The 24746-nt window shown below is 68.2% G+C and carries 21 protein-coding genes and 2 pseudogenes; 14 read left to right on the top strand and 9 right to left on the bottom strand.

What is annotated here, in order from left to right:
- Nucleotides 1–504: 504 nt before the first annotated feature.
- The gene (locus MFF58_RS22325; protein WP_238291175.1) at nucleotides 505–705 is read left to right on the top strand and encodes a hypothetical protein; all 201 of its coding nucleotides are present in this window, start codon (nucleotides 505–507) and stop codon (nucleotides 703–705) included.
- Between the two features lie 348 nt (nucleotides 706–1053).
- Here MFF58_RS22325 and MFF58_RS22330 read toward each other — a convergent pair whose 3' ends face one another.
- The 5 genes from MFF58_RS22330 to solA form a co-directional block, all read right to left on the bottom strand.
- Nucleotides 1054–1833, bottom strand: a complete 780-nt coding sequence (locus MFF58_RS22330; protein WP_279602676.1) for an amino acid ABC transporter ATP-binding protein — start codon at nucleotides 1831–1833, stop codon at nucleotides 1054–1056.
- 4 nt (nucleotides 1834–1837) lie between these two features.
- Nucleotides 1838–2698, bottom strand: coding sequence for an amino acid ABC transporter permease (locus MFF58_RS22335; RefSeq protein WP_238291176.1), 861 nt, complete (start codon nucleotides 2696–2698; stop codon nucleotides 1838–1840).
- On the bottom strand, nucleotides 2695–3444 hold the full coding sequence (locus MFF58_RS22340) for an amino acid ABC transporter permease (RefSeq protein WP_238291178.1): 750 nt from the start codon (nucleotides 3442–3444) through the stop codon (nucleotides 2695–2697). Before MFF58_RS22340 ends, MFF58_RS22335 begins: the two co-directional genes overlap by 4 nt.
- Nucleotides 3445–3481: 37 nt before the next feature.
- The gene (locus MFF58_RS22345) at nucleotides 3482–4324 is read right to left on the bottom strand and encodes a transporter substrate-binding domain-containing protein (RefSeq protein ID WP_238291179.1); all 843 of its coding nucleotides are present in this window, start codon (nucleotides 4322–4324) and stop codon (nucleotides 3482–3484) included.
- 71 nt (nucleotides 4325–4395) lie between these two features.
- A complete protein-coding gene (gene solA, locus MFF58_RS22350) occupies nucleotides 4396–5559 on the bottom strand; it encodes an N-methyl-L-tryptophan oxidase (RefSeq protein ID WP_238291180.1) in 1164 nt (387 codons plus the stop codon).
- A 177-nt stretch (nucleotides 5560–5736) separates the two neighbouring features.
- Here solA and MFF58_RS22355 point away from each other — a divergent pair, with 177 nt between their 5' ends.
- From MFF58_RS22355 to MFF58_RS22365, 3 genes are all read left to right on the top strand, one after another.
- Nucleotides 5737–6690 carry a GlxA family transcriptional regulator gene (locus tag MFF58_RS22355; RefSeq protein ID WP_238291181.1) on the top strand — a complete coding sequence of 318 codons (954 nt, stop codon included), beginning with the start codon at nucleotides 5737–5739 and terminating at the stop codon, nucleotides 6688–6690.
- Between the two features lie 556 nt (nucleotides 6691–7246).
- Complete coding sequence (locus MFF58_RS22360; protein ID WP_238291182.1) at nucleotides 7247–7648, top strand: hypothetical protein; 402 nt, start codon at nucleotides 7247–7249, stop codon at nucleotides 7646–7648.
- A 977-nt stretch (nucleotides 7649–8625) separates the two neighbouring features.
- Nucleotides 8626–9006 carry a hypothetical protein gene (locus MFF58_RS22365; protein ID WP_238291183.1) on the top strand — a complete coding sequence of 127 codons (381 nt, stop codon included), beginning with the start codon at nucleotides 8626–8628 and terminating at the stop codon, nucleotides 9004–9006.
- Between the two features lie 528 nt (nucleotides 9007–9534).
- Here the strand turns inward: MFF58_RS22365 and MFF58_RS22370 are convergent.
- Nucleotides 9535–10479, bottom strand: a complete 945-nt coding sequence (locus MFF58_RS22370; RefSeq protein ID WP_238291184.1) for a LysR family transcriptional regulator — start codon at nucleotides 10477–10479, stop codon at nucleotides 9535–9537.
- Nucleotides 10480–10610: 131 nt separating this feature from the next.
- Here MFF58_RS22370 and MFF58_RS22375 point away from each other — a divergent pair, with 131 nt between their 5' ends.
- Genes MFF58_RS22375 through MFF58_RS22395 form a run of 5 tightly spaced genes read left to right on the top strand, consistent with a single transcriptional unit; the run spans nucleotide 10611 to nucleotide 16514 of the window.
- The gene (locus MFF58_RS22375) at nucleotides 10611–11975 is read left to right on the top strand and encodes a 2-hydroxycarboxylate transporter family protein (RefSeq protein ID WP_238291185.1); all 1365 of its coding nucleotides are present in this window, start codon (nucleotides 10611–10613) and stop codon (nucleotides 11973–11975) included.
- Between the two features lie 18 nt (nucleotides 11976–11993).
- Nucleotides 11994–12851, top strand: coding sequence for an HpcH/HpaI aldolase/citrate lyase family protein (locus MFF58_RS22380; RefSeq protein WP_238291200.1), 858 nt, complete (start codon nucleotides 11994–11996; stop codon nucleotides 12849–12851).
- The gene (locus MFF58_RS22385) at nucleotides 12848–14089 is read left to right on the top strand and encodes a CaiB/BaiF CoA transferase family protein (protein ID WP_238291187.1); all 1242 of its coding nucleotides are present in this window, start codon (nucleotides 12848–12850) and stop codon (nucleotides 14087–14089) included. The genes MFF58_RS22380 and MFF58_RS22385 overlap by 4 nt, the downstream gene beginning before the upstream one ends.
- A 23-nt stretch (nucleotides 14090–14112) precedes the next feature.
- Nucleotides 14113–15042, top strand: coding sequence for an amidohydrolase family protein (locus tag MFF58_RS22390; protein WP_238291188.1), 930 nt, complete (start codon nucleotides 14113–14115; stop codon nucleotides 15040–15042).
- Nucleotides 15043–15056: 14 nt separating this feature from the next.
- A complete protein-coding gene (locus MFF58_RS22395) occupies nucleotides 15057–16514 on the top strand; it encodes an MmgE/PrpD family protein (RefSeq protein WP_238291189.1) in 1458 nt (485 codons plus the stop codon).
- Between the two features lie 94 nt (nucleotides 16515–16608).
- On the opposite strand, the pseudogene MFF58_RS22400 reads toward MFF58_RS22395, so the two are convergent.
- From MFF58_RS22400 to MFF58_RS22410, 3 genes and pseudogenes are all read right to left on the bottom strand, one after another.
- Nucleotides 16609–16746: pseudogene (locus tag MFF58_RS22400) on the bottom strand (IS630 family transposase); the annotation flags it as partial.
- Between the two features lie 76 nt (nucleotides 16747–16822).
- Nucleotides 16823–17290 carry a BLUF domain-containing protein gene (locus MFF58_RS22405; protein WP_238291190.1) on the bottom strand — a complete coding sequence of 156 codons (468 nt, stop codon included), beginning with the start codon at nucleotides 17288–17290 and terminating at the stop codon, nucleotides 16823–16825.
- Nucleotides 17287–19644, bottom strand: a complete 2358-nt coding sequence (locus MFF58_RS22410) for a bifunctional diguanylate cyclase/phosphodiesterase (RefSeq protein ID WP_238291191.1) — start codon at nucleotides 19642–19644, stop codon at nucleotides 17287–17289. The genes MFF58_RS22405 and MFF58_RS22410 overlap by 4 nt, the downstream gene beginning before the upstream one ends.
- A gap of 305 nt (nucleotides 19645–19949) precedes the next feature.
- Between MFF58_RS22410 and MFF58_RS22415 the strand changes: the two genes are divergently transcribed.
- From MFF58_RS22415 to MFF58_RS22440, 5 genes and pseudogenes are all read left to right on the top strand, one after another.
- The gene (locus MFF58_RS22415; protein ID WP_238291192.1) at nucleotides 19950–20429 is read left to right on the top strand and encodes a PAS domain-containing protein; all 480 of its coding nucleotides are present in this window, start codon (nucleotides 19950–19952) and stop codon (nucleotides 20427–20429) included.
- A gap of 224 nt (nucleotides 20430–20653) precedes the next feature.
- The gene (locus MFF58_RS22420) at nucleotides 20654–22138 is read left to right on the top strand and encodes a methyl-accepting chemotaxis protein (protein WP_238291193.1); all 1485 of its coding nucleotides are present in this window, start codon (nucleotides 20654–20656) and stop codon (nucleotides 22136–22138) included.
- A gap of 67 nt (nucleotides 22139–22205) precedes the next feature.
- Nucleotides 22206–22403 (top strand): hypothetical protein, encoded by a 198-nt coding sequence (locus tag MFF58_RS22425; RefSeq protein ID WP_238291195.1) that lies wholly within the window; start codon nucleotides 22206–22208, stop codon nucleotides 22401–22403.
- A gap of 481 nt (nucleotides 22404–22884) precedes the next feature.
- Nucleotides 22885–23358 (top strand): tellurite resistance TerB family protein, encoded by a 474-nt coding sequence (locus MFF58_RS22430; RefSeq protein WP_238291196.1) that lies wholly within the window; start codon nucleotides 22885–22887, stop codon nucleotides 23356–23358.
- A gap of 1169 nt (nucleotides 23359–24527) precedes the next feature.
- A pseudogene (locus MFF58_RS22440) lies at nucleotides 24528–24746 on the top strand (porin); the annotation flags it as partial.

A 24746-nucleotide genomic window follows, 5' to 3' on the forward strand; every position in this document is an offset into this window, starting at 1 on the left:
ACGCCCTTCTGCCGAGCGTGATCCGGTTTGCCGCGCGGGACGGTACGCTACCGATCCGCCGCGGCACCGATCTGGGCTCTCGGGTCGGCTGGCGCACAAGGCGCTCGAAGGGCCCGCCGTCGACGCCGAGAACGCGGGCGCCTGAGGGCCGCATCGCGCAAGCCTTGCGGAGCGACGGCGGAATTCGGACGCGCCGCACGATCGGCACGACGCGCGGCTTGCCGCACTCCGCTTTCCGGCGTCGAGCGGCCCCGGGATTGTCAGGACCGCGAGGCGTTGGAGTTCGTCTGAAGGGAGGGGATACGACATCCTTCAGAACGCGAACCGCATTCGTGCGGCGTCGAGCGTGGGACATCCGGAGTCGGACACGGTCTGGCCGGTCAGGCTGAGTTCGCCCCCGGCGACCCGCATTCTCCACCGCGACGTCCAGCAGAGCCACGGGAGCACAGGGCCAAGGCGCGGAGCAGCCTTGGCACCGCCGAGCACGCGTGGCATGACTCCGCCATGAGCGACATCGAAACGAACATCCACCCCTACACGCTGGAGGTCCTTCCTCCGAAAGAAGATGGCGGAGCCTACAATTGGGCAATCCGCAAGCACGGCAAGCTCGCCCAGCGTTCTGATCGCAGCTATCCGAGCGAAGCGAAAGCTCAAGCCGCTGGCTTGGCTACGATCGAGAAGCTGTTGAGCGGCTCGGACCGGTGACTCCGGTTTCCTGAGAGGATCGGGGCTGGCTGCCGCGCCTGAGGCGTTGGCGGCCAGCAGCGGACAGACGGGAGAGCGTCCGTTCGAGGACGTAGGGCTGAGCCGCAGGCCGGGCCGTTCCCGGAGCGCGCCAGTCAGCCACCTCGATATCCGCTTCCGTCGTCGCCCTCGATGCTCCCGTGCTGAGGCTCCTCCTGCTCCTCGCTGTCGAAGGCACCCATGTCACCGGGTTCCGACTCGCCGGGCGAGCGGGACCCCTGGGGTCGTCCGGACACCTGGCACGAACACGCCTCCGCGGCGGAGGTTCGGCCTCAGGGCCGGGATGCGGGGCACTGCGCGACAGGAGAGTCAAAGCACCTGCGACAGGAACCGGCGGGTGCGCTCGTCCTGGGCGGAGGCGAAGAACGTCGCGGGCGGCCCGTGCTCCACGATCACGCCGCGATCGGTGAAGTAGATGTGGTCGGCGACGTCGCGGGCGAAGTTCATCTCGTGGGTGACGAGCATGCAGGTCATGCCCTCCTCGGCGAGTTCCCGGATCGTGACCAGCACCTCCTTGACCGTCTCCGGATCCAGGGCGGCGGTGACCTCGTCGAACAGCATCACGTCGGGCCGCATCGCCAGCGAGCGGGCGATGGCCACGCGCTGCTGCTGCCCGCCGGAGAGTTCGCCGGGATACGCGTCCTCCTTGCCGGCCAGCCGGACTTTGGCGAGCAGGATGCGGGCCCGGGCCTCGACCTCGCGCCTGTCCTGCCCGAGGACGTGGATGGGGGCCATCATCACGTTCTGCAGCGCGGTCTTGTGCGGGAACAGGTTGTACTGCTGGAACACCATGCCGACCTTGCGGCGCAGCGCCAGCTTGTCGAGCCGGGGATCGGTGACGTCGATCCCCTCGACCTGGATCGAGCCGGCGCTCACCGGCACCAGCGCGTTGACGCAGCGGATCAGCGTCGACTTGCCCGAGCCCGAGGGGCCGATGATGCAGACGACCTCGCCCTTGCGGACGTTGAAGCTGATCCCCTTCAGGACCTCGAAGGACCCGAAGGATTTGTGCACGTCGGCGAGGCGGACGATCGGCTGATCGGGGGTCCAGCTCGGGGGCGGGGTGGCGGCCAGGGTCGCGCGCGTCATGGTCTCAGCGGGTCTCGAAGCGGCGTTCCAGGGCTGCGGTGAACCGGTCGATCGGGTAGCAGTAGAGAAAGAAGCAGAGCAGCGCGAAGCCGTAGAGCGGCGCGAACAGCTCGGGGCGGCCGCCCTCGGCCGCGTGCACCTGCGCGGTCAGCGTCAGCATCTCGGTGACGCCGACGATGGAGGCCTGCACGGTCGCCATCGCGATGAGCGCGTAGACGTTCATCCAGGGCGGCAGCATCCGCTTCGTGCACTGGGGCAGGATGATGCGCCACAGCGTCTGCCGCCGGGTGAAGGCCAGGGACTCGGCGGCCTCCCACTGGGTGTTCGGCACCGAGCGCACCGCGCCGCGCACGATCTCGGCGACGTTGGCCATGACCGGCAGGCTGAAGCCGAAGGTCGCCTTCACCCAGTCGGGCAGCGGCACGCGGATGCCGAACACCGTGACTTGGAACGGCACCAGGAACATCACGAAGAACAGCAGCACCAGCCAGGGCACGTTGCGGAAGACCTGCGTGGTGCACCACGCGAGGCGGGGGAGGATCCACCCCTCCGCCAGCATGGCCAGCCCGAGCCCGATGCCCGCCACCGTCCCGATCGCCATCGCCATCAACGAGATCGCGACGTTGAAGGCGAAGCCCGTGAGCAGGAGGGGCGCCCACTTGATCACGACCTCCAGGGGCGACAGCGCGCCGCCGCCGCCCTGCGCCCAGGCCGGGACGGCGACGAGGGCGAGGCCGGCGAGCAGCCAGAGATGGGCCGGGCGCAGGCGCACCGCCGCGCGGTCCTCCGGGAGCGCGAAGGGCAGGAGGACCGGCAGAGCGCCCGGTCGCGCCTCGCCCGGGCCGCGCGGATCCGGAACACTCATCGGCCGTATCCCGGGATCCGCAGGGCGCGCTCCCAGCGGTGCATGATCCAGACGAGCACGCCGACCAGGACCGCGTAGGTCGCCAGCAGCACGAGCATCATCTCCAGGACGTTCTGCGACTCGGACCAGATCTGCTTGACCGCGTACAGGGTCTCCGGGACCGCGATGGCGTAGGCCAGCGTCGTGGTCTTCAGGAGGTTGATCAGGTTGTTGTTCAGGGCCGGCAGGCAGACCCGCAGGGCCAGCGGCAGGACGACGTGGCGGTAGGCCTTGAAGCGGGTGTAGCCCAGGGCCTCGGCGGCCTCGATCGTGGTCCGGGGCACGGCCTCGATGCCGGAGCGGAAGATCTCGACGTTGAACGCGCCCGCGAACAGCGACAGCGAGATGATCGCCCACTGCACATTGGTCAGGATCGGCGCGCGCAGGCCGTCCGCCGAGCGGATGTCCGGAAGCAGCGTCCCGAGGCCGAAGTAGAAGAAGAAGATCTGCACCAGCGGCGGCGTGTTGCGGAACACGACCACGAAGCCGTTGACCAGCCCCCGCAGGACGCGCGACGGCCCGCTCTGCAGGAGCGCACCGACCGCGCCGATGACGAGGCTGGCCAGGATCGTGCTGATCCCGAGGAGCAGCGTCATCCGCAGGCCGGCCACGTAGCGGTCCCAGTCGTAGGGATCGTAGAAGATGGTGAAGTTGAAGCCCGTGGTCTCGTAGAGCTGCTGGAACCACGCCTGGATCGTGGCGATCATCGCGGGCGAACGCTCGGAGCCGTCGTGCAGGACCGCATCAGTTGGTCGCGTTCTTGTACTTCTCGTGCATCGCCTTCGAGTAAGCGGTCGGCTCGATGCCCCACTTCTTCTCCTCGTTGACGATGAAGCCGGTCTTCATCCAGTCCTTGGTGGCGTCCTCGACCGCGGTCTGGAGCGTGGTGTTGCCCTGCGCCACCGCCATCATCCACGGGGCGTCGAGGATGCCCTTGAGCGGCAGCGCGTAGTTGGCCTTCCAGTCGTCGTCGAGCAGCTTACCCTGCAGCATGCTCTGGTCGTAGACGTAGCCGATGCAGTTGCCCTGCTTGAGCGCGAAGAGCGGCTTCTCGGATCCGTCGAAGGCGACGATCTCGGCCCCGTAGGTCCGCGCGACGTCCTTGTTGTACCACGCCCCCGAGGTGGCGCAGACCGGCTTGCCCTTCAGCTGCGCCCAGTCGGTGATGCCCGAACTCTTGGGCAGCAGGACGTTCACGAAGTCGGAATAGTAGTTCGGGTCGATCGCCTGCACGACGCGGCGGCGCTCCGGCTTGTCCGAGAGGGTGGCAATCAGCAGATCGACCTTGCCCTGCTGCAGGAACTCGATCCGGTTGGCCGAGACGACCGGCACGAGCTCGAGCTTCACGCCCAGCCGTTTGGCGAGGTCGGCGGCGAGGTCGGGCTCGAGGCCGATGATCGCACCGCTCGGGTCGCGGAAGCCGAACGGCTTGTAATCCGCCTTCACGCCGACGATCAGCGTCCCGCGCGTCTTGATCGCGTCGACGCCGTCGGCGGCCGCGGCCCGGCCGGGCAGCGCGACGGACGAGAGCGCCGCGAGCGCGGCCATCGCACCGGTGGACAGAAGGGTGCGGATCGTGAGGCGCATCGGATCTTTCCTGCTCGGGTCGACGGATCTTGGCATGGTTTCAGGCAATCCACGAGCCATCAGCCGGCGCATCAACTGAAACGTCCCAGGGCGAAGGGTCTGAGATCGACCGTGCCGCCGGTCCCGGCCAGTTCCGCCGCGACGGCCTCGCCGATGCCGGCCGAGTGCTTGAAGCCGTGCCCCGAGCAGGCGGAGACGACCAAGACCCGCTCCATCGCGGGATGCCGGTCGATGATGAAGCCGCGGTCGGGGGTCACCGTGTAGACGCAGGCGGCGGCCTGGACGACCTCCGGGGTCACGCCGGCCAGCCGCTCGGCGACGCGCAGCCGGTACATGTCGGCGGATTCGGAGGGGTCGACGCGACGCTCGACCCCGTCGGCCGTGGTGGTGGTGCTGTACTGTTCGGTCGCGACCTTGATGGAGCCGTCCAGTGGCGGGAAACCGTAGAGGTATTCCGTGTCGCTCGTCCCGTACATCCAGATGAAGACCGGCGAATGCGGACCGTAAGCGGTGTCATCCGCCAGCGCGTACCAGTGCAGGAGTTGGCGCCGGACGGTCAGCAGCCGGTCGAACGGGCGCCCGAGCAGCGGGGCCGTCCAGGAGCCCGCGGCCACGACGGCGCGGTCGGCCAGGATGGTCCCCTCCGCGGTGTCGATACGGACGCCGCTCCCGTCCTGCTGCAGCCCGACCACCGCGCAGTTCGTGCGGATCTCGGCGCCCGCGGCCCCCGCCCGGTGGAGCTGCGCCGCGAGGCAGCGCTCCGGGAACACGTAGCCCCCGCCCGGCTCGTAATAGGCCTTCTCGTCGCCCGCGAGGTTGAGGAATTGCGGGAACCGGCGGGCCACCGCCGCACCGTCGAGCACCTCGTGGACGATGCCGGCGCCCTCCGCGGCGCTGATGGAGCGTCCGACGAAGTCCGGCTTGCCGTGATGCGAGGAGACCCCGTGGCCCGGCGCCATGACGAGGGCCCCGCAGGCGTTCAGCAGGGTCTCGCCCGTCTCGGCCTCCAGCTCGCGCCAGATGCGGTGCGAGGCGGTGACGAAGGGGACGTAGTCGGCGCCCTCACCGACCGCCTGCCGGGTGATCCGCGTCTCGCCGTGGCTGGATCCGCGCGCGTGGGGCGGCGCGAAGCGGTCGAGGCCGATGACCGCGGCGCCGCGCTTCGCCAGCTGGTAGAGCGCGGCGCTGCCCATCGCGCCGAGTCCCAGGACGGCGACATCGTAGCGGCGGTTCACGGGCGGCGCGCCGCCGCGTCGCGGGACGGGGGCAGATCGGCAGGTCGAGGCATCCGGAGGCGGTCTCGTGCGGCACGGGAAGACGGCACCCAGTATGATGGATGCCGCGCATCGCATTTGACTGCCGGAGACGGTTTCTTGCACGGTTGAGCCGTCGGGCAGCGGGGCGCGGGCGGAATGGATGCGAAGACCGGGGACCATCCGCAGGAGATCGGGTTCATCCTCGTGCCCGGCTTCGCGCTGATGTCCTTCGCCTCGGCCTGCGAGCCGTTCCGCGCGGCCAACGATCTCGCCGGGCGGCCACTCTACCGGCTGCGCTACTTCGGCGAGGCAGAGGGCCGGGTGGCCGCCTCATCGGGAGCGGAGGTCCCCACCGAGGCGCTGCCCCGCCTGCGCGGCCCTCTCCACACCCTCTTCGTCTGCGCGGGCGGCGAGCCGACCGGGTGGGACAGGCCCGAGATCCGCGCGACCCTGCGGCGCATGGCCCGCCTCGGCGTCCGCATCGGCGGCATCTCGGGCGGCCCGTATCTCATGGCCGCGGCGGGCTTGCTGGCCGGGCGCGCGTTCACGCTCCATTGGGAATATGCCGGCGCCACGGTCGAGACCTTCCCGGACGCGCGCCTGAACCGGGCGCGCTACGTCGCCGACGGCGATCGCCTGACCTGCGGCGGCGGCGTCGCCCCCTTGGAGATGGCCCACGCCCTGATCGCCGAGCGCATGGGTGAGGCTTTCGCGCGCCGCGTCTCCGACTGGTTCCTCCACACCGCCATCGGTGCCGCCGACGACCCGCAGCGGGCCTCCGCGGCCGAGCGGTACGGGATCCACCATCCGGCCCTACTGACGGTGTTGGAGACGATGGAGAAGACGGTGGAGGCGCCGCTCGGCCGCCTGGCCATGGCGCGCCTCGCCGCGATCAGCCCGCGCCACCTCGACCGGCTGTTCCTCAAGAAGCTCGGGCTGAGCTTCTCGGCCCAGTACAGGGCCATCCGCCTCGCCCATGGACGGCGCCTGCTGCGTCAGAGCCCGCTCAGGATCGGTGAGATCGCGACCGCCTGCGGCTTCGCGAGCGCCGCCCATTTCGCGCGCTGCTACCGGTCCCGGTTCGGCTGCAGCCCATCCGCGGAGCGTTGAAACACACGCCAACGATCCCCTCGGGCTTCATCGCGGGGCGGTTCGGCGTCGGGTGCCGGCCACCGATTGGCGCCGCACCACGACGGTTAGAGCGCAGGCGATCGCATCGGTTCTGCTTCGATCGGCCGCTCGCGGGGAGCCGAAGATGGTCCTCACTTGCCGATCGCTGACGCCTGACCGGCGATCGGTGCGAGCATCCCGGCAGGATGGCCGCCGGGATGCGGCGTCGGGATGATGCCCGCGCGACCGCTGCCATCGACAGGCGGCTTCGGTTTGTCGGAGGCCCCGGCAAGTCACGGCCGAGGGGTTTCATTCGATCGCGATTGTATTCGCGCCAAAAGTGCGTCGTATATTTCGGTCTGATCGAATCGTGAAATATTCGATAGTCGACTCATCGGCAAAAGGGAGGCGGGCAATGTGCATTCGCATCTCACACCTTCTCATCGGTGTCCCTGCGTTATATTCGTGCGTCGCAATTTCATATGCGGAGGATCTGCCGCGATCGGGAGATTATAAGGTCATATATACGGGCGTGAATATGGCGCCGAGTAAACCAATGCCGATCGGCGAGAACCGCGTGGTTGCGATGAGCAATATCACGATGACTGCGGTCAATACTGAGGGCAGTGGTTTTCTGAACAACTTGGCGGGTCGCTGTGTCGGACTGGCGACCTTGGACAACGACGCCAAGACGGTGGAGAGTCACGGCCGGTGCGTCTACGCTGACGCGAGCGGCGACCAGATCTTCGAGAAGTACGATTACCCAGTGCAGGCGCAGGGTACGGGCTTGCGCGGTACGGCCGAATGGACCGGCGGTACTGGAAAATTCGCCGGCCTCTCGGGCGCTATCGAGCTGACTAATACGCGTCTAAGCCCGATGACGGACGGAATTGCGCAGGTATCTGGCACTAAGACTGGCCGATACTCATTCAATGGCACGACGTCGTCGCTGAAATGATTAAATAGCCGGAGTTAAATCTCCGGCTCCTTGTGAGGCATCTGCCGCGTGTGCTTCTCGTCGGAAGGAGAGGCCTTGGTGGGCCCCAGCCGGACTCGAACCTCCAACCGGACCGCCAGGGGCGGTCGACTCTGACCAGGGCGCTGCAGGCGCCGACGCTCGCATGGCCGGGTGCCGCCTCGCAGGTGCAGCATGTAGGCCCGGTGCTCGCTCCCGCCTTCGCAAGGGTCGACAAATGACGGTTCGCGGCCTCGCAATTTCCATTGCAAGCAAGTGTGGTCGGTGCCTAGAATGACCGCGGATCGCCAAGAACTCAGGTCAATTGAGACTGTCTCCGATCCGCGATAGGGAGGTGGTTATGCTTGCATTCGCATGCCTCTTCATAGTGCTCGCCGTGCTCGGGTCGCTCGTGGGCGCAGGCACCGTCGGGACCTCAATCGGCGCCCATCACCTGACAAGCTACGGCTGGGCGTTGTGCATCAACGCGGCAGCTATCAGCGCCCTGTTGGTGTTCAATTTCTATGATCGGCATAGATCGCGGCCTCACTGATCCGCCACTTCTGTCGACGGTCGAGCGCGGCCCCGGGCCTGCTGGAGGATGCCGGCTTGGCCGCTTCACGTGCATGTGACGCGACAGCTGATCGCTTTGGACTACGGTCTACGCGTTCTCCCCTCCAAGGCAGAACAACCTTCAGCCCGCTCGGCACTCCGCCGCAGCGGGCTTTCTTGTGCAAGCGAAAGCCGTGCGCATCTCGGCAGGATGGCCGCCGGGCCGGCGGTTTCGAGCTTTGGCGGGCCGCGGCTCGCGACCTCGCCGCCAGCAGCGGAGCTGCCCGTCATGTTGTAGCCAGCCCGGCCCCGCCGGCCGATCTGATCACCGGCTGAAGGGGTTCGGTGCCGCTCCTGACCGCGCAGGGCTCGGGACGCGACGGGACCCGAGAGGTCGCATGGAGGAGGGCCTTTCGCGGTGAGGCTCCATGGTCGGCGGACAGGCGACCCCGGAACGGGATCTGGCAGCGTCCACGCGTCAGGTGGAGCGTTCCCCGAAGGCTGGGCGGCTCGGCTTGACCCTCGTCGCGCCCTACATGACCACGATGAGAGATTTTCGAACGATCGGGACCCTGTGTGAGCTGGGGATCATCTCCGAAGACGAGGTGGGCGTGGCTGTCGAAGCCTTCCTGTCCGGCACGGTGGAAAGCGTGTTCCTCTTCCGGGCGGGCCTTCGTTTGAACCTCGTCAAAGCGGTCCGCAGTCACCCCGGCGCTCAGGAATTCGTCGGTCGGTCAAACGTCGGGATCGGACTGAAGCGCCCCTTCGTCCGCGCCGCCATCCTCCAGGCGCGACCCATGCCGCTGTGATGCTGGGCATCGATGGATCGTGCGCGCACATGGGCCGCCGCGCCTGTCAGCCGCGTGTCGATCGGCCTTTGGTCGGCGTTCGCGCCGCAGCAGGAATTCACTGCGCACCTTCCTCCACCAGCTCCGGAGCCTTGCCCCCCAGCGTGCCCTGATCGGTCCCGCGCCCAGGACTGCGATCCAGCGGGAGCGTCGGGGTGGCGAGAAGCTTCCTCTGACAGAAGCGTTAAGCCGCAGCCACAAGCAGCTGGCGGCGGACAAGAGGGATTCGCCGCCGTCAGCCCGAAGCCATTGCAGTCGTTGAGCTTTCGGCTGCCCCGGTTCCAAGCTTCGGAGCCGCGTTTCAGGGCACCCGTCGAAGCTCGGGGCTGGACGGCCCGGTCCGACCCCGTGTGCCTTGCCGGTCAGGCACGCGCCTGAAACCGGATCGGCGCACGGTCGATAAGCCGGCCTTCGGCTTTGCGCCCCATCCGGTCATTCACGGCGTTGCCGGCGGATCCTCGAAGCGAACTCCCGGGCGGCACACCCTCGTCAGCGCAGGACGGCGGCGCGATGCAGATCTTCCCGCAGTCCCGACCCGTCGAAGCCCGACGACAGTTCGGACTTGAGGGCTTCGTAGAATAGGGATGCCGCGGGCGTCAGTGACGTATTGCGGCGACGCACCAGACTGATCGTGCGGTAGATCGCGGGCTCGGTCAGCAGGATCTCAACGAGGTTGTCGCGCGCAGACGCGCTTCTGAGTGCCGCCGGGAGAATCGCGGCGCCAATGCCCGCCGACACCAGTGCCAGAGCGGTGGGCGTGCTCTCGACCACGAACCGGCCGCGTGGCGGCAAGTCCACGGCTGCCAGTTGAGCCTCGACGCGTGCCCGGTTGCCGCTGGCGCCGCCGAGGGTCACGAGATCCGTACCGGATAGATCGGTCCACCGGAGCGCACGCCGTCCGGCCAGGGGATGGCTGCGGTGGCAGATCAGCACGAACGGATCCCGCACCAGCCGATCCTCGACCAGATCGGCATCGGCCTCCTGCTGGATGTGGATCCCGAAATCCGCCTCACCCTTGCGCACGGCTTCGGTGACCAGCGCGCCGGAGCGTTCGAGGATTTGCACCCGGTTCTGCGGGTGATCGCGCGCGTAGGTCTGCAGAACCGCCGGCATCCGACGGAAGGCGATGGATTGGACGGTCGCGACCGTGACGTCGCCGATGCCCAGCCGGGAGGTCGTGCGCAGGCGTTCGACGTCGTGGGTGAAATCGGCGATCAGCCGCGTGGCCAGAGGCAAGAATTCGCAGCCCACGGCACTGAGGCGCACGGTCCGCGTGGTGCGGTCGAGCAGCACCGCGCCGAGGAAACCCTCAAGCTTCTGGATCCGCCGGGTGAGTGCGGTCTGAGTCAGCCCGAGGCTCTCGGAGGCCCGGCGATAGCTGCCAAGCTCAGCGATGAGAACGAAGGCCTGAACGCCGTCGACGGGGAGTTTCATGCCGGAAAGTCATGAATTAGTGCGATCAATTCATTTTACTCGAAGACGTCGTCGCGGGACAAGGCGAACGGGGCGACGCCTGCCCAACACAATGCGACTCCGGCTGAAAACGGGGCGATGCGGAGGAAACGATGACTGCGCATGCCGCTGCCGGGTCGCCGGTCGCGACCTCGACCCGTTCGATGCCGGCGCCGAAATCCTTCTGGACACGGACCATGGAAACGCGGGTCGGCATCATCCCGCTGCCCGTCTATGTCCTCTTGCTGGCCCTCATCGCTGCCTTCGCCATCAGGGGTAAGATCTCGGGCGAGGTGACGGTGATGATCGCCGTCCTGGTCGCGGGCGGCTTCACCTGCGCCGAGATCGGCCGGCGGATCCCGGTGCTGCGGGCGATCGGCGGGTCGTCGCTGGTGACGATCTTCCTGCCCTCGTTCCTCGTCGCCCATCAGCTCTTGCCGGCGCCGCTCGTGCAGTCGGTGACGACCTTCACGAAGGCGACGAACTTCATCTACCTGTTCATCACCGCCGTGGTGGTCGGCTCGATCCTGAGCATGGACCGGCGGGTGCTGATCCAGGGCTTCGCCAAGATCTTCGTGCCTCTGGCGCTGGGTTCCCTGACCGGCCTCCTCGTGGGCGGAAGCGTCGGCTGGCTCGTCGGCATCGGCTTCTGGCGGTCGATCCTCTACGTCGTGGTGCCGGTGATGGCTGGGGGCGTCGGCGAAGGCGCAATCCCACTCTCGGTCGGCTATGCGGAGGCGCTCGGCGTGGATCACGGCGGGATGCTGGGACAGATCCTGCCGCTGGTCTTCTTCGGCAACCTCGTCGCCATCATCTGCTGCGGCGCTCTCAACACCCTGGGGAAGCGCCGCCCGGACCTCACCGGCAACGGCCGGCTCCAACCCTCCGCCGAGGGAGACACGGAGGCCGACCACGGCGCGGTTCACCGCAACACCTCCGGGATCGACGTGGCGACCGTCGCGGCCGGCGGTATCACGGGCATCGCCATCTACGTCTTCGGCACGCTGATCCATGCGTGGGTCGGGCTGCCCGCGCCGGTGGCGATGCTGTTCCTCGTCGTCCTCGCGAAGCTGCTGCGGGCGGTGCCGGCCTCCCTGGAAGAAGGCGCCCGCGTGGTGTTCCGCTTCTTCGTGGTGGCGGTGACCTACCCACTTCTGTTCAGCACCGCGGTGGCGCTGACTCCCTGGCACGAGCTGGTCGAGGCGTTCCACCCGGCCAACCTCGTCACCATCGTGGCGACCGTGCTCGCGCTGACCGGCACCGGCTACGCCGTCGGGCGCTGGCTCGCCATGTACCCGATCGAGACCGCGATCGTGAACGCCTGCCACAGCGGCCTCGGCGGCACGGGCGACGTGATGATCCTGACCGCCGCCGAGCGGATGGAGCTCATGCCCTTCGCGCAGGTCGCGACGCGGATCGGAGGGGCGCTCACCGTCACCGCAGCGATCCTCGCGATGGTCCATTTCAAGATCGTCTGATGGAGGCGCGCCGTGCTGATGCGCTCGAAGCTGTTCGTTCCGGCGTCCCGTCCCGAGCTGTTCGCGAAGGCTGCCGCAGGCCCCGCCGACGCCCTCTCCTTCGACCTCGAGGACGCGGTGCCGGAAGCCCGCAAGGACGAGGCGCGGGAAACCCTCGCTGCCTACCTGCGGGAAGCGCACGTCGATCCGCGCAAAGTCGTGGTGGTTCGCGTCAACGGCCCGGGCACGGTGCACTTCGTCTCTGATCTGGAGGCGGTGGCCCTTCCGCGCACGGACCTCATCAACCTGCCGATGGTCGAGGACGCTTCCGCCGTCAAAGATGCGGCCACCCGCCTCAACAGCCTGGATCCGGCGGGTCGCATCCGCCTCCTCGTCAACATCGAGACACCGAGAAGCCTCCGCCGAGCGGCGGACCTCGCCTGCGCGCATCCCCGCGTCGCCGGCCTGCAGATCGGGTACGCTGATCTGTTGGAGCCCTGCGGCATCGACCGGCACGACGAAGCCGCCCTCGCCCAGATCCGCGTCGCCGTCCGGCTCGCCGCCGCCGAGGCCGGCCTGCCCGCCTATGACGGGGCCTTCGCGGCGGTGAGGGACCCGGGGGCCTTCCGCGCCGAGTGCGAGGCCGCCCGGCGGCACGGATTTGCGGGCAAGACCTGCATCCACCCTTCCCAAGTCGACATCGCCAACCCCGCCTTCCTGCCCAGCCCGGACGAGGTGGCGTGGTCGCGCCGCATCCTCGCGGCCGCCGCCGAGGCCGAGGCGCGCGGGCTCGGCGCGATTCTCGTGGACGGGCGAATGATCGACTCGCCCTTCCTGGCCCGCGCCCGCGCCGTCGTGGCGCTGTCCGATCTCCACACCGCGACGGAAGTCCCATGACGATGCGCGAACTGCACCGGCGCGACTACCGACCCGAGGCCCGGGGCATCCTCGACGGCGTGCGCATCCTCGACCTCTCCCGCCTCTTCGCCGGCAACGTGCTGACGCAGATGCTCGGTGATTTCGGCGCCGAGGTGATCAAGGTGGAACCCCCAGAGGGCGACACCCTGCGCGCCTGGAAGACCGAGGGTGTCGAGACCCACTGGAAGATCTACGCGCGCAACAAGAAGAGCCTCTGCCTGTCGCTGCGCGATCCCCGCGCGGTCGACGTCATCCGCGCCCTTGTCCCCTCCTGCCGGATGCTGGTGGAGAGCTTCCGGCCGGGGGTTCTGGAAGCCATGGGCCTGTCGCCCGAGGTCCTGCACGCCCTCAACCCTGGCCTCACGATCATCCGCATCTCCGGCTGGGGGCAGGACGGGCCCTACGCCCAGCGGCCCGGCTTCGGCACGGTGATCGAGGGCTTCTCGGGCTTTGCCGCCATGAACGGCTTCTCCGATCGCGAGCCCGTGCTGCCGCCGATGTACCTCGCGGACGGCGTCGCCGGGCTCACCGGCGCCTCCGCCGCGATGATCGCTCTGCGCGAGGTTGAGGTGAATGGCGGCCTGGGGCAGGTGATCGACCTGCCGCTCTTGGATCCGCTCTTCGCGATCCTCAGCCCGCAGGCAGCCAATTACCGGCTCACCGGCAAGGGCAAGCCGCGGACCGGCTCGCGCTCGACGAACTCGGCGCCGCGCAACGCCTACCGTTGCAGCGACGGGCTCTATGTCGGCCTGTCGGGCTCGATCCAGAAGATGGCCGAGCGCCTATTCCGGGCGATCGGCCGTCCGGACCTCGTGGACGACCCGCGCTTCCGCACCAACGCCGACAGGCTGCGCCATGTGGACGAGCTCGATGCGATCATCGGCGCGTTCATCGCGGAGCGGACGCAGGACGAGAACGTCGCTTACTTCGAGGCGGCCGAGGTGACCATCGGGCCGATCAACGACGCGCCCAAGCTCGTCGCCGATCCGCACGTGGTCGCGCGCGAGCTCATCGCCGACTACCCCGACCCCGACATGGAGCTCATCCCCATGCACGCCGTCGTGCCGCGCCTGCACGACCGGCCGGGTTCAATCCGCACCCCCGCGCCCACCCTCGGCCAGCACAACAGGGAGCTGCTGGGACAGATCGGCATCGCGGGCGAGGCTTTTGACGAGCTGGTTGCCGCAGGCGTGGTCCGCGGCCGCAGCGCCCGCTGACACCGATGACAGGGAGGATGGGAATGCCCACGCTGACACGCCGCGGCTTCGTCGCGGCTGCCATGGCCGGTATGGCTGCGGCCGACCGGGCGCGCGCCGCCGACGGATCGGTGCCGAACTCTGCCGGGACCGAGCGGCCGGGCCATCGCGCGCCGGCCAATGCCTGCGATTGCCACTTCCATATCATCGACGCGCGCTTCCCACCGCCGGACTCGCCCAAGCCCCCGGGCATGACTTTCGACGATTATCGCCTGCTCCAGGCTCGCCTCGGCACGACCCGCGCCGTGCCGGTTCAGCCGAAGAACCACGGCACCGATCCGACCTGCCTCCTCGACGCCCTCGCACGCTTGGGCGGGAACGGGCGCGGCATCGCCGTCCTGCATCCCGACGTCACCGACGTCGAGCTGAAGCGCCTCGATGCCGGCTCCGTACGCGGCCTCCGCTTCAGCGTCTGGAATCCCAACGACACGGTGGCTCCCATCGCCACCATCGAGCCCCTGGCCAAGCGCATCGCCGATCTCGGCTGGCACGTGCAGCTGCATATGTCCGGTGACCAGATCCGGGAGAATGAGGCCCTGCTGAACCGGCTGCCCTGCCCCATCGTGTTCGACCATATGGGCCGCCTCGACCCCGCCAAGGGCCCGGACGGCCCTGCCTTCGCGACCATCGCCGGCCTGGTCGAGAAGGGCCGGGCCTGGGTGAAGCTCGCCGGCGCCTACCTCAACACCGAGGCCGGCCCGCCCGGCTACCCGGACGCGACACGCACCGCCCAGGCCTTCGTACGCCTCGCCCCCGAGCGCCTCGTCTGGGGCAGCGACTGGCCGCACGTCACCGAGAAGCACAAGCCCGACGACGCGGTGCTGTTCGACCTGCTCTCCGACTGGGCCGGCAGCGAGGCTGCCCGCGACAGGATTCTCGTCGACAACCCGGCGAAGCTCTACGGCTTCGCCTGACGGGAGAGCGGTCAATGCGGATCCCAGCCGATCTCTCCCGCCGTCAGGTCGCCGCGTGGTTAGCCGCCGGCGCAGCCCTTGCCGCCGCACCGGCAAGGGCCGCCTCCGGTGAGGAGCCTCCCCTTGCCGACCGGCTCGCAGCCTACGCCCATGGCCTGCGGTTCGAGGATCTCGACCCGGCCACGGTCGAGACCGTGAAGGTCCATCTCATCGACGCGCTGGGATGTGGGCTCGCCGCCCTCGAGGCCGGGCCCGTGCGGATCTGCCGGGCGATCGCGCTCAGCGACGGGGCGGGTGCCGCGACGGTTCTCGGCACGGACCGGCGGAGCAGCCCGGAACTCGCGGCCTTCGCCAACGGCGTCGCCATCCGCTACGAGGATTTCAACGACGTCTATGTCGGCCGTGAGCCCGGTCACCCCAGCGACACCATCGCAGCCTGCCTCGCCGTCGCCGAGGCGGAGGGGGCCACCGGCCGCGACCTCATCGCTTCGATCGCCCTCGCCTACGAGGTCGATTGCCGCCTGCTCGATGCCGCGGAGGTGACGGGACGTGGCTGGGATCATCCGGTCTACAGCCTGCCCGCCTCGGCGCTGGCGGCGGGCCGGCTGATGCGGCTCTCGCCGGAGGCCCTGACCCAGGCCGTCAACCTCGCGATCAACGGCCATATCGCGATGAACCAGACCCGCGTTCAGACGCTCTCGGACTGGAAGGGCGTGGCCGATGCCGAGGCGACCCGCGCAGGCGTCTTCGCCGCGCGCCTCGCCCGTGCCGGCCTCACGGGCCCGGCGCCGATCTTCGAAGGGCGTGCCGGGTTCTTCAAACAGATCTCGGGCCCGTTCGCCGTCGATGTCGCGGATTTCGGTGGGGAGGGGCGCCCCTTCCGGATCGCGCGATGCGGGATCAAGCCGTACCCGGCGCAGGTCTACTGCCTGACCGCGATCCCGGCGGCCCTCGCCATCGCCGCCGGTGCCGGTGGCGTCGACGCCATTCGAAGCATGCGCATCGACACGACGCGTCTCGGCTACGTCACCGCCGGCCGAGACCGCGAGAAGTGGCGCCCGACGACGAAGGACACCGCCGACCACAGCCTGCCTTACATCGCGGCGCGGGCAATGCTCGACGGAGCCATCACCAACGACAGCTACTCCCCCGCCAAGCTGCTCGATCCGTCCCTGCTCGCCCTCATCGACAAGATCACCGTCGCCGAGGATCCTGCGCTCACGGCGATGCAGCCGGAAGCGGTGCCGAACCGGCTGACCGCGACGCTGAGGGATGGGCGCGAGATCGTGAGGCAGGTCGATGACGTGCCGGGATTCGTGGCGCGGCCGATGACCCGGGACGACGTCGAGCGCAAGTTCCGCATGAATGCTGGCGAGCGTCTCGATGCGCTCAAGGTGCGTCGCGTCCTCGACGCCTTCTGGACGATCGATGAACGACCCGGCCTGGCGGGCCTGCTCGCGTCCCTGTCCTGAGCATCCCGACGATGCGCGGCCACTCCGGCAGGCACCGCCGTCGCGCCCGCGCACGACCTATCGCAGACGGTGTGACCGCTCGTGCCCCGGCCCAGACGGAGGGCTCAGGAGATCGATTGACGGCGAGGATGTCGGCGGCGGGTTCGGTCCCGACGAAGGGTCTGGCACGCCGGTTGTGCTCGGCGACGTAGCGTCCGATCGCGGCCTGCAGGTCGACGGCACCCGTGAAGGAGAGCAGGCCGAACTCTGCGGTGACGGCCTGCAGGTCGAGGGTATGCCGAGCGCAGAACCCGGAGGTCCGGATGCGTTCAGGCTACGAACTGCTGCGCCGAGCCACTCGCGTGCTGCTCAGATCGGATGAGGGCCGTCATCAGCTTCATCGCGGTTGCTGCGGCATCGGCCAAATCCGTGTCGTGTTCAACGCGGTCAAGCAAAGCCTCGGAATCCGCGGCTGGCACCAAGTGGCTCATCGACCAATCGCCGAAGGCTGACTCTAGGACGGGTCCACACTCAACCACCTCGACGTTGCTGTGGCGCAGATCACAGCAGATGCGGTCGAAGGCCGCTTCCACAGCGAACGTCGGACCCTCCAGCGCTTGCACGAAGAACAGACCTGTGAACATCAGCGCGCCCGTCACGCCCGCTTGTCCGTTCTGATGCCGCGAGACGGTCAGGATCCGATCGATGTGCCGCTGCACTTCCTCGGCCGTTCCAGCGATCGCACAGCGGCTCCGGTAGACCAGCCGAAACAGGTCGGGGGTATCCAGCGGATTCATGCAGCCTCGCGCGCATCCACGAACGACAGGAACTCAGCCAGCGGCAGGGGCCGGCTCACGTGGTAACCCTGCACCTGATCGCAGCCTTCCGCCGTCGTAAACGCGAACTGCTCCGCCGTCTCGACGCCCTCGACCGTGATCGCCATGCCGAGGCACGTCCCCATGGTGATGATGGCCCGGACGATGGCAGCGCTCTCCGCGTCGCCCGGAAGCTGACGCACGAAGGACTGGTCGACCTTGATCTTGTCGAATGGGAAGCGGCGAAGGTAGCTGAGCGAGGAGTAGCCCGTCCCGAAATCGTCCATTGAGATGCTCACGCCTGCCGCGCGCAGTCGCGTCAGGGTGGCAAGCGTTCGCTCCTCGTCGGCCAGCAACACGCCCTCGGTGATCTCCAGCTCCAGTCTGTCCGCGGCGAGGCCGGATGTGGTGAGAGCTGCTTTCACCGTGTCGGCGAGGCGTAGGTCTCGGAACTGCGCCGGCGAGAGATTGACGGCAACTCGGATGTGCGCGGGCCAGCGGGCGGCCTGGGTGCAGGCCGTGCGCAGGACCCATTGTCCCAGCGGCCCGATCAGCCCGGTCTCCTCGGCCAGCGGGATGAAGTCGGCGGGCGAAACGAGGCCGCGCTCCGGATGCCGCCAGCGCACCAGGGCTTCCGCTGCGGTGATCCGGCCGGTCCGCGCATCGACGAGGGGCTGATAGTGCAGCTCGAATTCCTGCACCGCGATGGCGCGCCGCAGGTCAGCCTCAAGATTGCGCCGGGCCCGGACGCGAGCATCCAGCGCGGGATCGAAGCGGCGGAACGTGCCCTTGCCGTCGGCCTTGGCCTTGTAGAGCGCCAAGTCGGCGTTGCGCAGGAGTTGGCTGGGCTCCAAGCCGTCTGTCGGCGCGAGGGCGGCGCCAACCGAGGCGCCAATATTGACGAGCTGGCCCTCGATCAGGAACGGGCGGCCGATCAACTCGACGATGCGAGTGGCAAGGGCGTGGACCGCCTCTGGACCGGCCACGGCTTTCTGCAGGACCGCGAACTCGTCCCCGCCCAGACGTGCAACCACGTCGTGCGCGCCGAGCGCTGCCTTGAGCCGCCGGGCCGTCTTGCGGAGCAGCGCGTCACCCAGGCCGTGACCCAGCGTGTCGTTGACCAGCTTGAACCGGTCGAGATCGAGAACGAGGACGGCGAAGGTTTGATCCTGCTTCCGGCAGGACGCGGCGTGGCACGCCAGCAGGTCGTGGAAATGAGCCCGGTTGGGCAGGCCTGTCAGCGGGTCCGAATAAGCCAGGGCGCGCATCTTCGACTCCGTCTGCAGGCGCTCCCGCTGGTCACGTACGGCCAGCACAGTCTGGAGCCCGCTGCCGAGCGGAACTTCGCTGCGCAGCACGCGCACCGGTACGCGTTGCCCATCCGGGCCGATCAGCTCCGCCTCGCGCTCCTCGCGCTCAGGCAGCGTCGTCAGGCTCAAGCCCGGCAGGAGGTCCGAGAGGCGACGGCCGCTCAGTGCACCCGCCCCGACGCCCGACAGGTGCTCCAGGCTCCGATTGGCGGTCTTGATCACGTCGTCGCGGCAGACGGCGAGTCCCTCCACGGCGAGGTTCGCTAACTCGCGCAGGCGTTCCTGGTCCCGGCGCGCTTGAGCCCGGGCATTCAGGGTGAGGCGCAGTCCAACCACGGCCAGCGCCAGGAGGCCGAAGGACACGCCCGCCACGACCGGTGCGATGACGTCCGGCGCAAGAGCGTGGGGCGGCAGCGAACGCTCGGGATCAAAGGTCAGCGTCATGGCCGCCATGCCGCAAAAATGCAGGACGGCGATGGCGCCAACCAACAGCGGCGCCCCAATACGTCGAAGATCGCGGCGGCGCTCGCCCGTTACGACAATGGCCACGCCGAACATGAGCAGGCTCGTCGGTATGGACACGGCCAGCAGGGACCTGTCCCAGCCGACGGTACCGGCGACGAGGTAGGAAGCCGCGCCGATGTAGTGCAGCGCCGTGATGCTGCTGCCCAGGAGAAAACCGATGACGAAGCGATGGGTCCGCTTGCGCTGGCCGATCGCGAGGGCGACGCTGATCCCGATGCCGGCGATGGCGATTAGGAGCGACAGGGCCGTCAGGTAGGGATCGAAGCCCGCGGGCATGCCCGGCCGGAAGGCCAGGAGCCCAATCATGTGGGTGGCCCAAGCGGTGCAGCCTGCCGCTACGATGCTGGCACCGGCCCAGAGAGTGGCGGATCGGCCTTCCGAGCGCGCCGCATGCGTCGCGACAGAGAACGAGCCGTAGACGCCGACGACGCAGATCCCGGCAGCGAGCAGGATCAGCTGATGATCGTGCGCCTGGGTAAGGCACGTATAGACAGATCGCATAGCAAGCTCCGCGAGCTGCAATCTGACTGCGATCCGTTAATTAAAATTGTTGGCTGCATGGATTTGGCGGGGCGCGGGACTAGAAACATGACTTTCACAGATCTATGTTTCGCAACTTAGGTTAGTGTTACAAACAATTACTTATCATTGAGCGGTGGCCGCCGTGGGCGGTCGCGGCTCGTTCCCTGGTCAAGGCTCGTTCCCTGGTCGCGCGTTCGGGAACACGGTCGGCGCAGACCCTGCCGGTCGGCCATGCGTCTGGTGGAGTGACGCCACGCCCAACGTATGCATAGCCTTGCCCTACCATGACCGCCTTCGAACTCATTCGCGCACTGGCTTACGACGCCGCCATCGGCATCGTCGTCACCGATACGGTGGTCGATCAGCCCGGGCCGACCATCCTGTACGCCAACGCCGCGTTCGGTCAGCTTGTTGGGCGAGATCTGTCCGACATCGTCGGGCAGACCCCACGCTTCATGCAGGGCAAAGAGACGCGTCGGGAGACGCTGGATGCCTTTCACCGCGCGCTGGCTTCCGGCGAGCGCTTCCACGGGTACCTGACCAACTACCGCGCGGACGGCTCCAAGTACCGCGCCGAGATCGATTGCAGGCCGTTGCGCGCCACCGACGGCCGCATCGAGAACTTCGTCTCGTTCGAGCGCGAGGTGGTCCGGCGTATCGGACGCCCCGCCGTCAGCGCGGCCGGCCGCTATGAACCTGTCGCGACAAGCAACGATCCGTTAACCGGCGCCTGGCGCGAACTCGCCATTTTCAAGCACGCGTAAGTTGTTCTATGCTGGTCACAGAAGCGAGAGTACTAAGTTTGCGAGATAATCTATGTCAGTTATTGGGTAATATGGAGCGATGAGCGATCAATTTAAGGAATAAGTAACACGTTCTGCCCAGTGTTGTTTGGAGCTGACATAGATCTGGATGATGCATCGGCGGACTCATCCGCTGGCCTCCCGCTCTGCCGCGCAGCAGCCCAGAGATTCGGGAAGGCACGATCATGTTCGGTGGAACGCGCACGCACGTGGATCAGGCCGCCAGACTCGACGCATTGGATCGCTCGCAGGCCGTTATCGAGTTCACCCCGGACGGCACCATCCTCACGGCCAACGCCAACTTCCTGACCACGATGGGCTACACCCTGCCCGAGGTACAGGGGCAGCACCACGCGATGTTCGTCGAAGGGGCCTACCGCGGCAGTGCCGAGTACCGTGCGTTCTGGGATGGCCTGCGGCGGGGTATCTTCCAGTCTGCCGAGTTCAAGCGCGTCGCCAAGGCTGGGCGGATTGTCTGGATCCAGGCGAGCTACAACCCGGTTCTCGATCGCACCGGACGGGTCGTGAAGGTCGTCAAGTTCGCCGCCGACATCACCGCGCAGAAGTTGCGTGCGCTGGACAGCGACGGTCAGCTCGCGGCCCTTCACCGCTCGCAGGCGGTGATCGCCTTCGATCCCACCGGCACGATCCTGGACGCCAACCAGAACTTCCTCGACACCGTCGGCTACCGCCTCGACGAGATCGTCGGCCGGCATCACAGCCTGTTCGTGGATGCGGCTGAGCAGGCTGGCGCCGACTATCGGGGGTTCTGGGGCCGGCTCGGGCGCGGCGCGTTTGCGGCAGGCGAGTTCCGGCGCATCGCCCGCGGTGGTCGCGAGGTCTGGATCCAGGGGACCTACAACCCGATCACCGACGCCGACGGCGCGGTGCTCAAGGTGGTGAAGTTCGCCTCCGACATCACCGCGCAGGTGCACGAACGCCAGCGCCGGGCTGAGGCGCAGCGGACCATCGGCGTCGACCTCGACGCGATCGGTGCCGCGGTCGAGGCTGTCACCCGGCAGACGGCCGAGGCGGCTGGTACGGTGGGTCACGTTTCGAACGACATCCAGTGCGTGGCCTCGGGTGCGGAGGAGTTGTCAGCCTCGGTCGGTGAGATCAGCCAGCAGGTCAGCCACGCCGCACGCATGGCCGGCGAGGCCGTCGAGCAGGCGCGGCACACCGGGGTCATCGTCGCGGGCCTGAGCGGGCAGGCGACGCAGATCGGCGAGGTCGTGAGCATGATCCAGGGGATCGCCGCGCAGACCAACCTGCTGGCGCTCAACGCCACCATCGAGGCGGCCCGCGCGGGTGCAGCCGGCAAGGGCTTTGCGGTCGTTGCCTCCGAGGTGAAGGCCCTGGCCGAGCAGACCGCGAAGGCGACGGATCAGATCCGCGGGCAGATCAGCGCGACGCAGGCGGCTACGCGCGAGGCTGTGGGCGCGATCGGCTCGATCCAGGGCACGATCCGGGCGCTGGACGAGGTCTCGGCCGCGATCGCGGCGGCGGTCGAGGAGCAGTCTGCCGTCACGCGCGAGATGTCGGGCAGCATGCACACGGCCGCGCACGGGGTATCGACGATCGCCGGCGGCATGGAGGCCATCGCCCGGGCGAGCGAGCAGGTCGATGCAGCCACACGCCAGGTGCGCGAGGTTGCGCGCGCGGTCGGTTAGCCGGGCGGCCCGATCTACGTCAGCGCGGGCAAGAATTCGCTAACGCGACGCTGCCACGCTGAGGCGTATGTCGAAGCGTACCCTCCGCACCCTCCGGGCCTTCCTCTGGATCGCCGCCCTCGTGTTGTGCTGCTTCTCCGCCGCCATGCTGGTTGAAGCGAACAGGCCGGGAGCCGGCGGCGATCAGCGCCTCGTCGGTGATCCGGCCGTGACCGGGTCGATCGCGCAAATGCGCTGGTGCGGTGCCGCTCCGTGGTGCCGCTGACGGTCGCTCGGTGCTGCAGCCTGGTCACCGATAGGTTTCGTTAACCATGCGATCCCAACCTGCGGGCGTCAGCACGCAGGTACCCCCGTGAACCAGGTTCGGTCGATCACCGCAGAGGACTTCGCCAGCGACGGCCCGGTGTCGCTCGACCTTGCGGCACGCATCGCGCGGGCCGAGCCTGCCCACCGGGCTGCGCGACGGCCTTTCGGAACCGACCCGAGCCCGGCTCGCCGTCCGGCTCCACGGCCGCAGCCACACGCGGGAGATCGGCATCCGGGTGGTGGCGACCTGTGAGAAGACGCGCCTGCAGAGCGCTGCAGGGTCGTCGGCAGCCAACGCTTCGAGCTGTCTCGCCCCTGACACGGCCCCAACCCATGACCCGCACGCCCGCGGTGGTCGGCGTAAGGTCAGCCTCGGCGGGTCACGCGGTGCCGCTCACGCCTTCGTTTAGCCCTTCCACGTCACTCAGCAGCACATCGGCATGCCCTTCGTACAGGATCTCCTCGCCCGCTTCCGTCAGACGGTCACCGCATATGCGGGTGACGAGGTGCTGATGCAGGCCGGCGTCTCGGCGACGGCCAACGTCATCGTCGCTGACGGCGAGGTCGCGGGTGCGGAGTTCGAAACCGCGCTGACCGGCGTGATGGCCAGTCCGATCCTGGAGAAGGGCTACGACGTCCTGATGCTGGAGGAGGCGCTGTACGAGGCGATCGGCCGGGCGCGCACCCGGGCCGGGCGAGCGGACAACCTGCGTCGGGTTGCGGCGATTGCCGGTCGGCCCGCAGAGCAGCGCGAGGGCGTGTTCCTCGTGGCGACCGATGTGGCTGATCACGACGGCATCGCCGAGATCGAGCACGTCGCGCTGGCTGAGATCGCCGCCGCCCTGCTGGTGGACAAGGCAGGATTGCTCGAAGCGGTGCCGGTTCGGTCGACGCGGCCGCACCGGCCGACGTGAGCCCGTCGTCGGTCAGCGGGGCGATCAGCAGCCAGAGCGCGCTGTGCTCTGGCCCGCCACGGCCGGCGGCGAGGGAGGGGGTCAAGGCGGTGTCGGTGACGTGTCCGCCCGAGGCGGGATTACCGTCGTGGCGGACAGAGCTTCGTCCGTCATCTCAGGGACCGGGTCTGCCGAGCGGGTCGCCGATCGCCTTCCGCCGGAACAGAATGCGCCAGCGCGGCCTCCGAGGCTCCGGCCGGCCGTGGATCCTGTGGCAGCGCTGGCAGAAGGCCGCGGGGTTGGCCTCCGGATCGTTCGAGGTGTCGTGGTCTCGAGGGGCGGCGGCTGGCCCCACGCGGGTTTGCCGGACACGGCTCGGGATGCCGGTTCCCATCCCCCGCTCGATCCGCCTGCCTCATCCGTCGCGCCGGCGATCGACCGCGGCGTTCCATCAGCGGCCATCGCCGAAGGTGGTAGATCATCCGCCGGTGCGGCCGTCCGCAGCCCGCGCGGCCGCCTTTGGCTCGGCCGCACCGGATCACGGCCGAGCGCTGCGCCCAGTCGATGGGAAAAGGCGGTGGTCGGGCCGGATCGGCAGGGTGGCGGCGGCGTGCCGGCGATGGTGGAAAAAGCGTAGCGGTGGGGCGCCGGTCAGGCTCGAACAGGGCCGCTTACCTGTGGCCGGCGCACAGCCCTGATCCTGCCGTCGCATGCCTGACCCGACCGCTCGCGCGGGCCTATCAACCCGCAAACTGGGCAAATGAGAGGGCGCATGGTGGGGGTCGCGGCGAAGACCCGGCTCGACGCCAGTCATTTCCGGCGTCGTCGGTGGACCCGCAGGGGAGCCGCGACAGCGCCCCGGCACCGCGACAAACGTGTCTGGCGCCGACGCGACGGCACCGTCAATGTGCTCCCGAAGCGGGCAATGCGCGCCCTGGTTGAGCAAACCTCCCAATCAGGCTGCATGTTCTTCAGCAGATCACGGGTTTGTGGCCTGATAAATTAGCTCTTAGCCCCCTATTTTATTCGGAAACATACGGAAACTCGTTGTCTGATAACGTTGTCTTCAGGCAACATGACCTGAAAACGTGTATCGAGGCGATATAATCCAATTGCGATTAGCCTGGCTTTCGCGCCATTTAGCCTCAAACGACGCGACAAGGTCGTTGGCACGTAAGTTCGCCGGCAAGATGCGGACAAAAACCAAGAACAATCGCGCGCCAGTCCGAACAACCGGACGACGCTGCGCTGTGGGTCTCGAAGAATTGGGGTTGTCGATGAGATTCCTGAAAAGCTCGCTGCTCGGGTCCGCCGCTGCCTTCGCGGCGGTCGGCGCCGCGCACGCCGCCGACCTGCCGGTCAAGAAGGCGGTTCCGATCGAGTACGTCCGCGTCTGCTCCACCTACGGC

Origin of the sequence: Methylobacterium longum (assembly GCF_022179385.1) — a bacterium.
In the GTDB taxonomy this organism is placed as follows: Bacteria; Pseudomonadota; Alphaproteobacteria; order Rhizobiales; family Beijerinckiaceae; genus Methylobacterium; species Methylobacterium longum.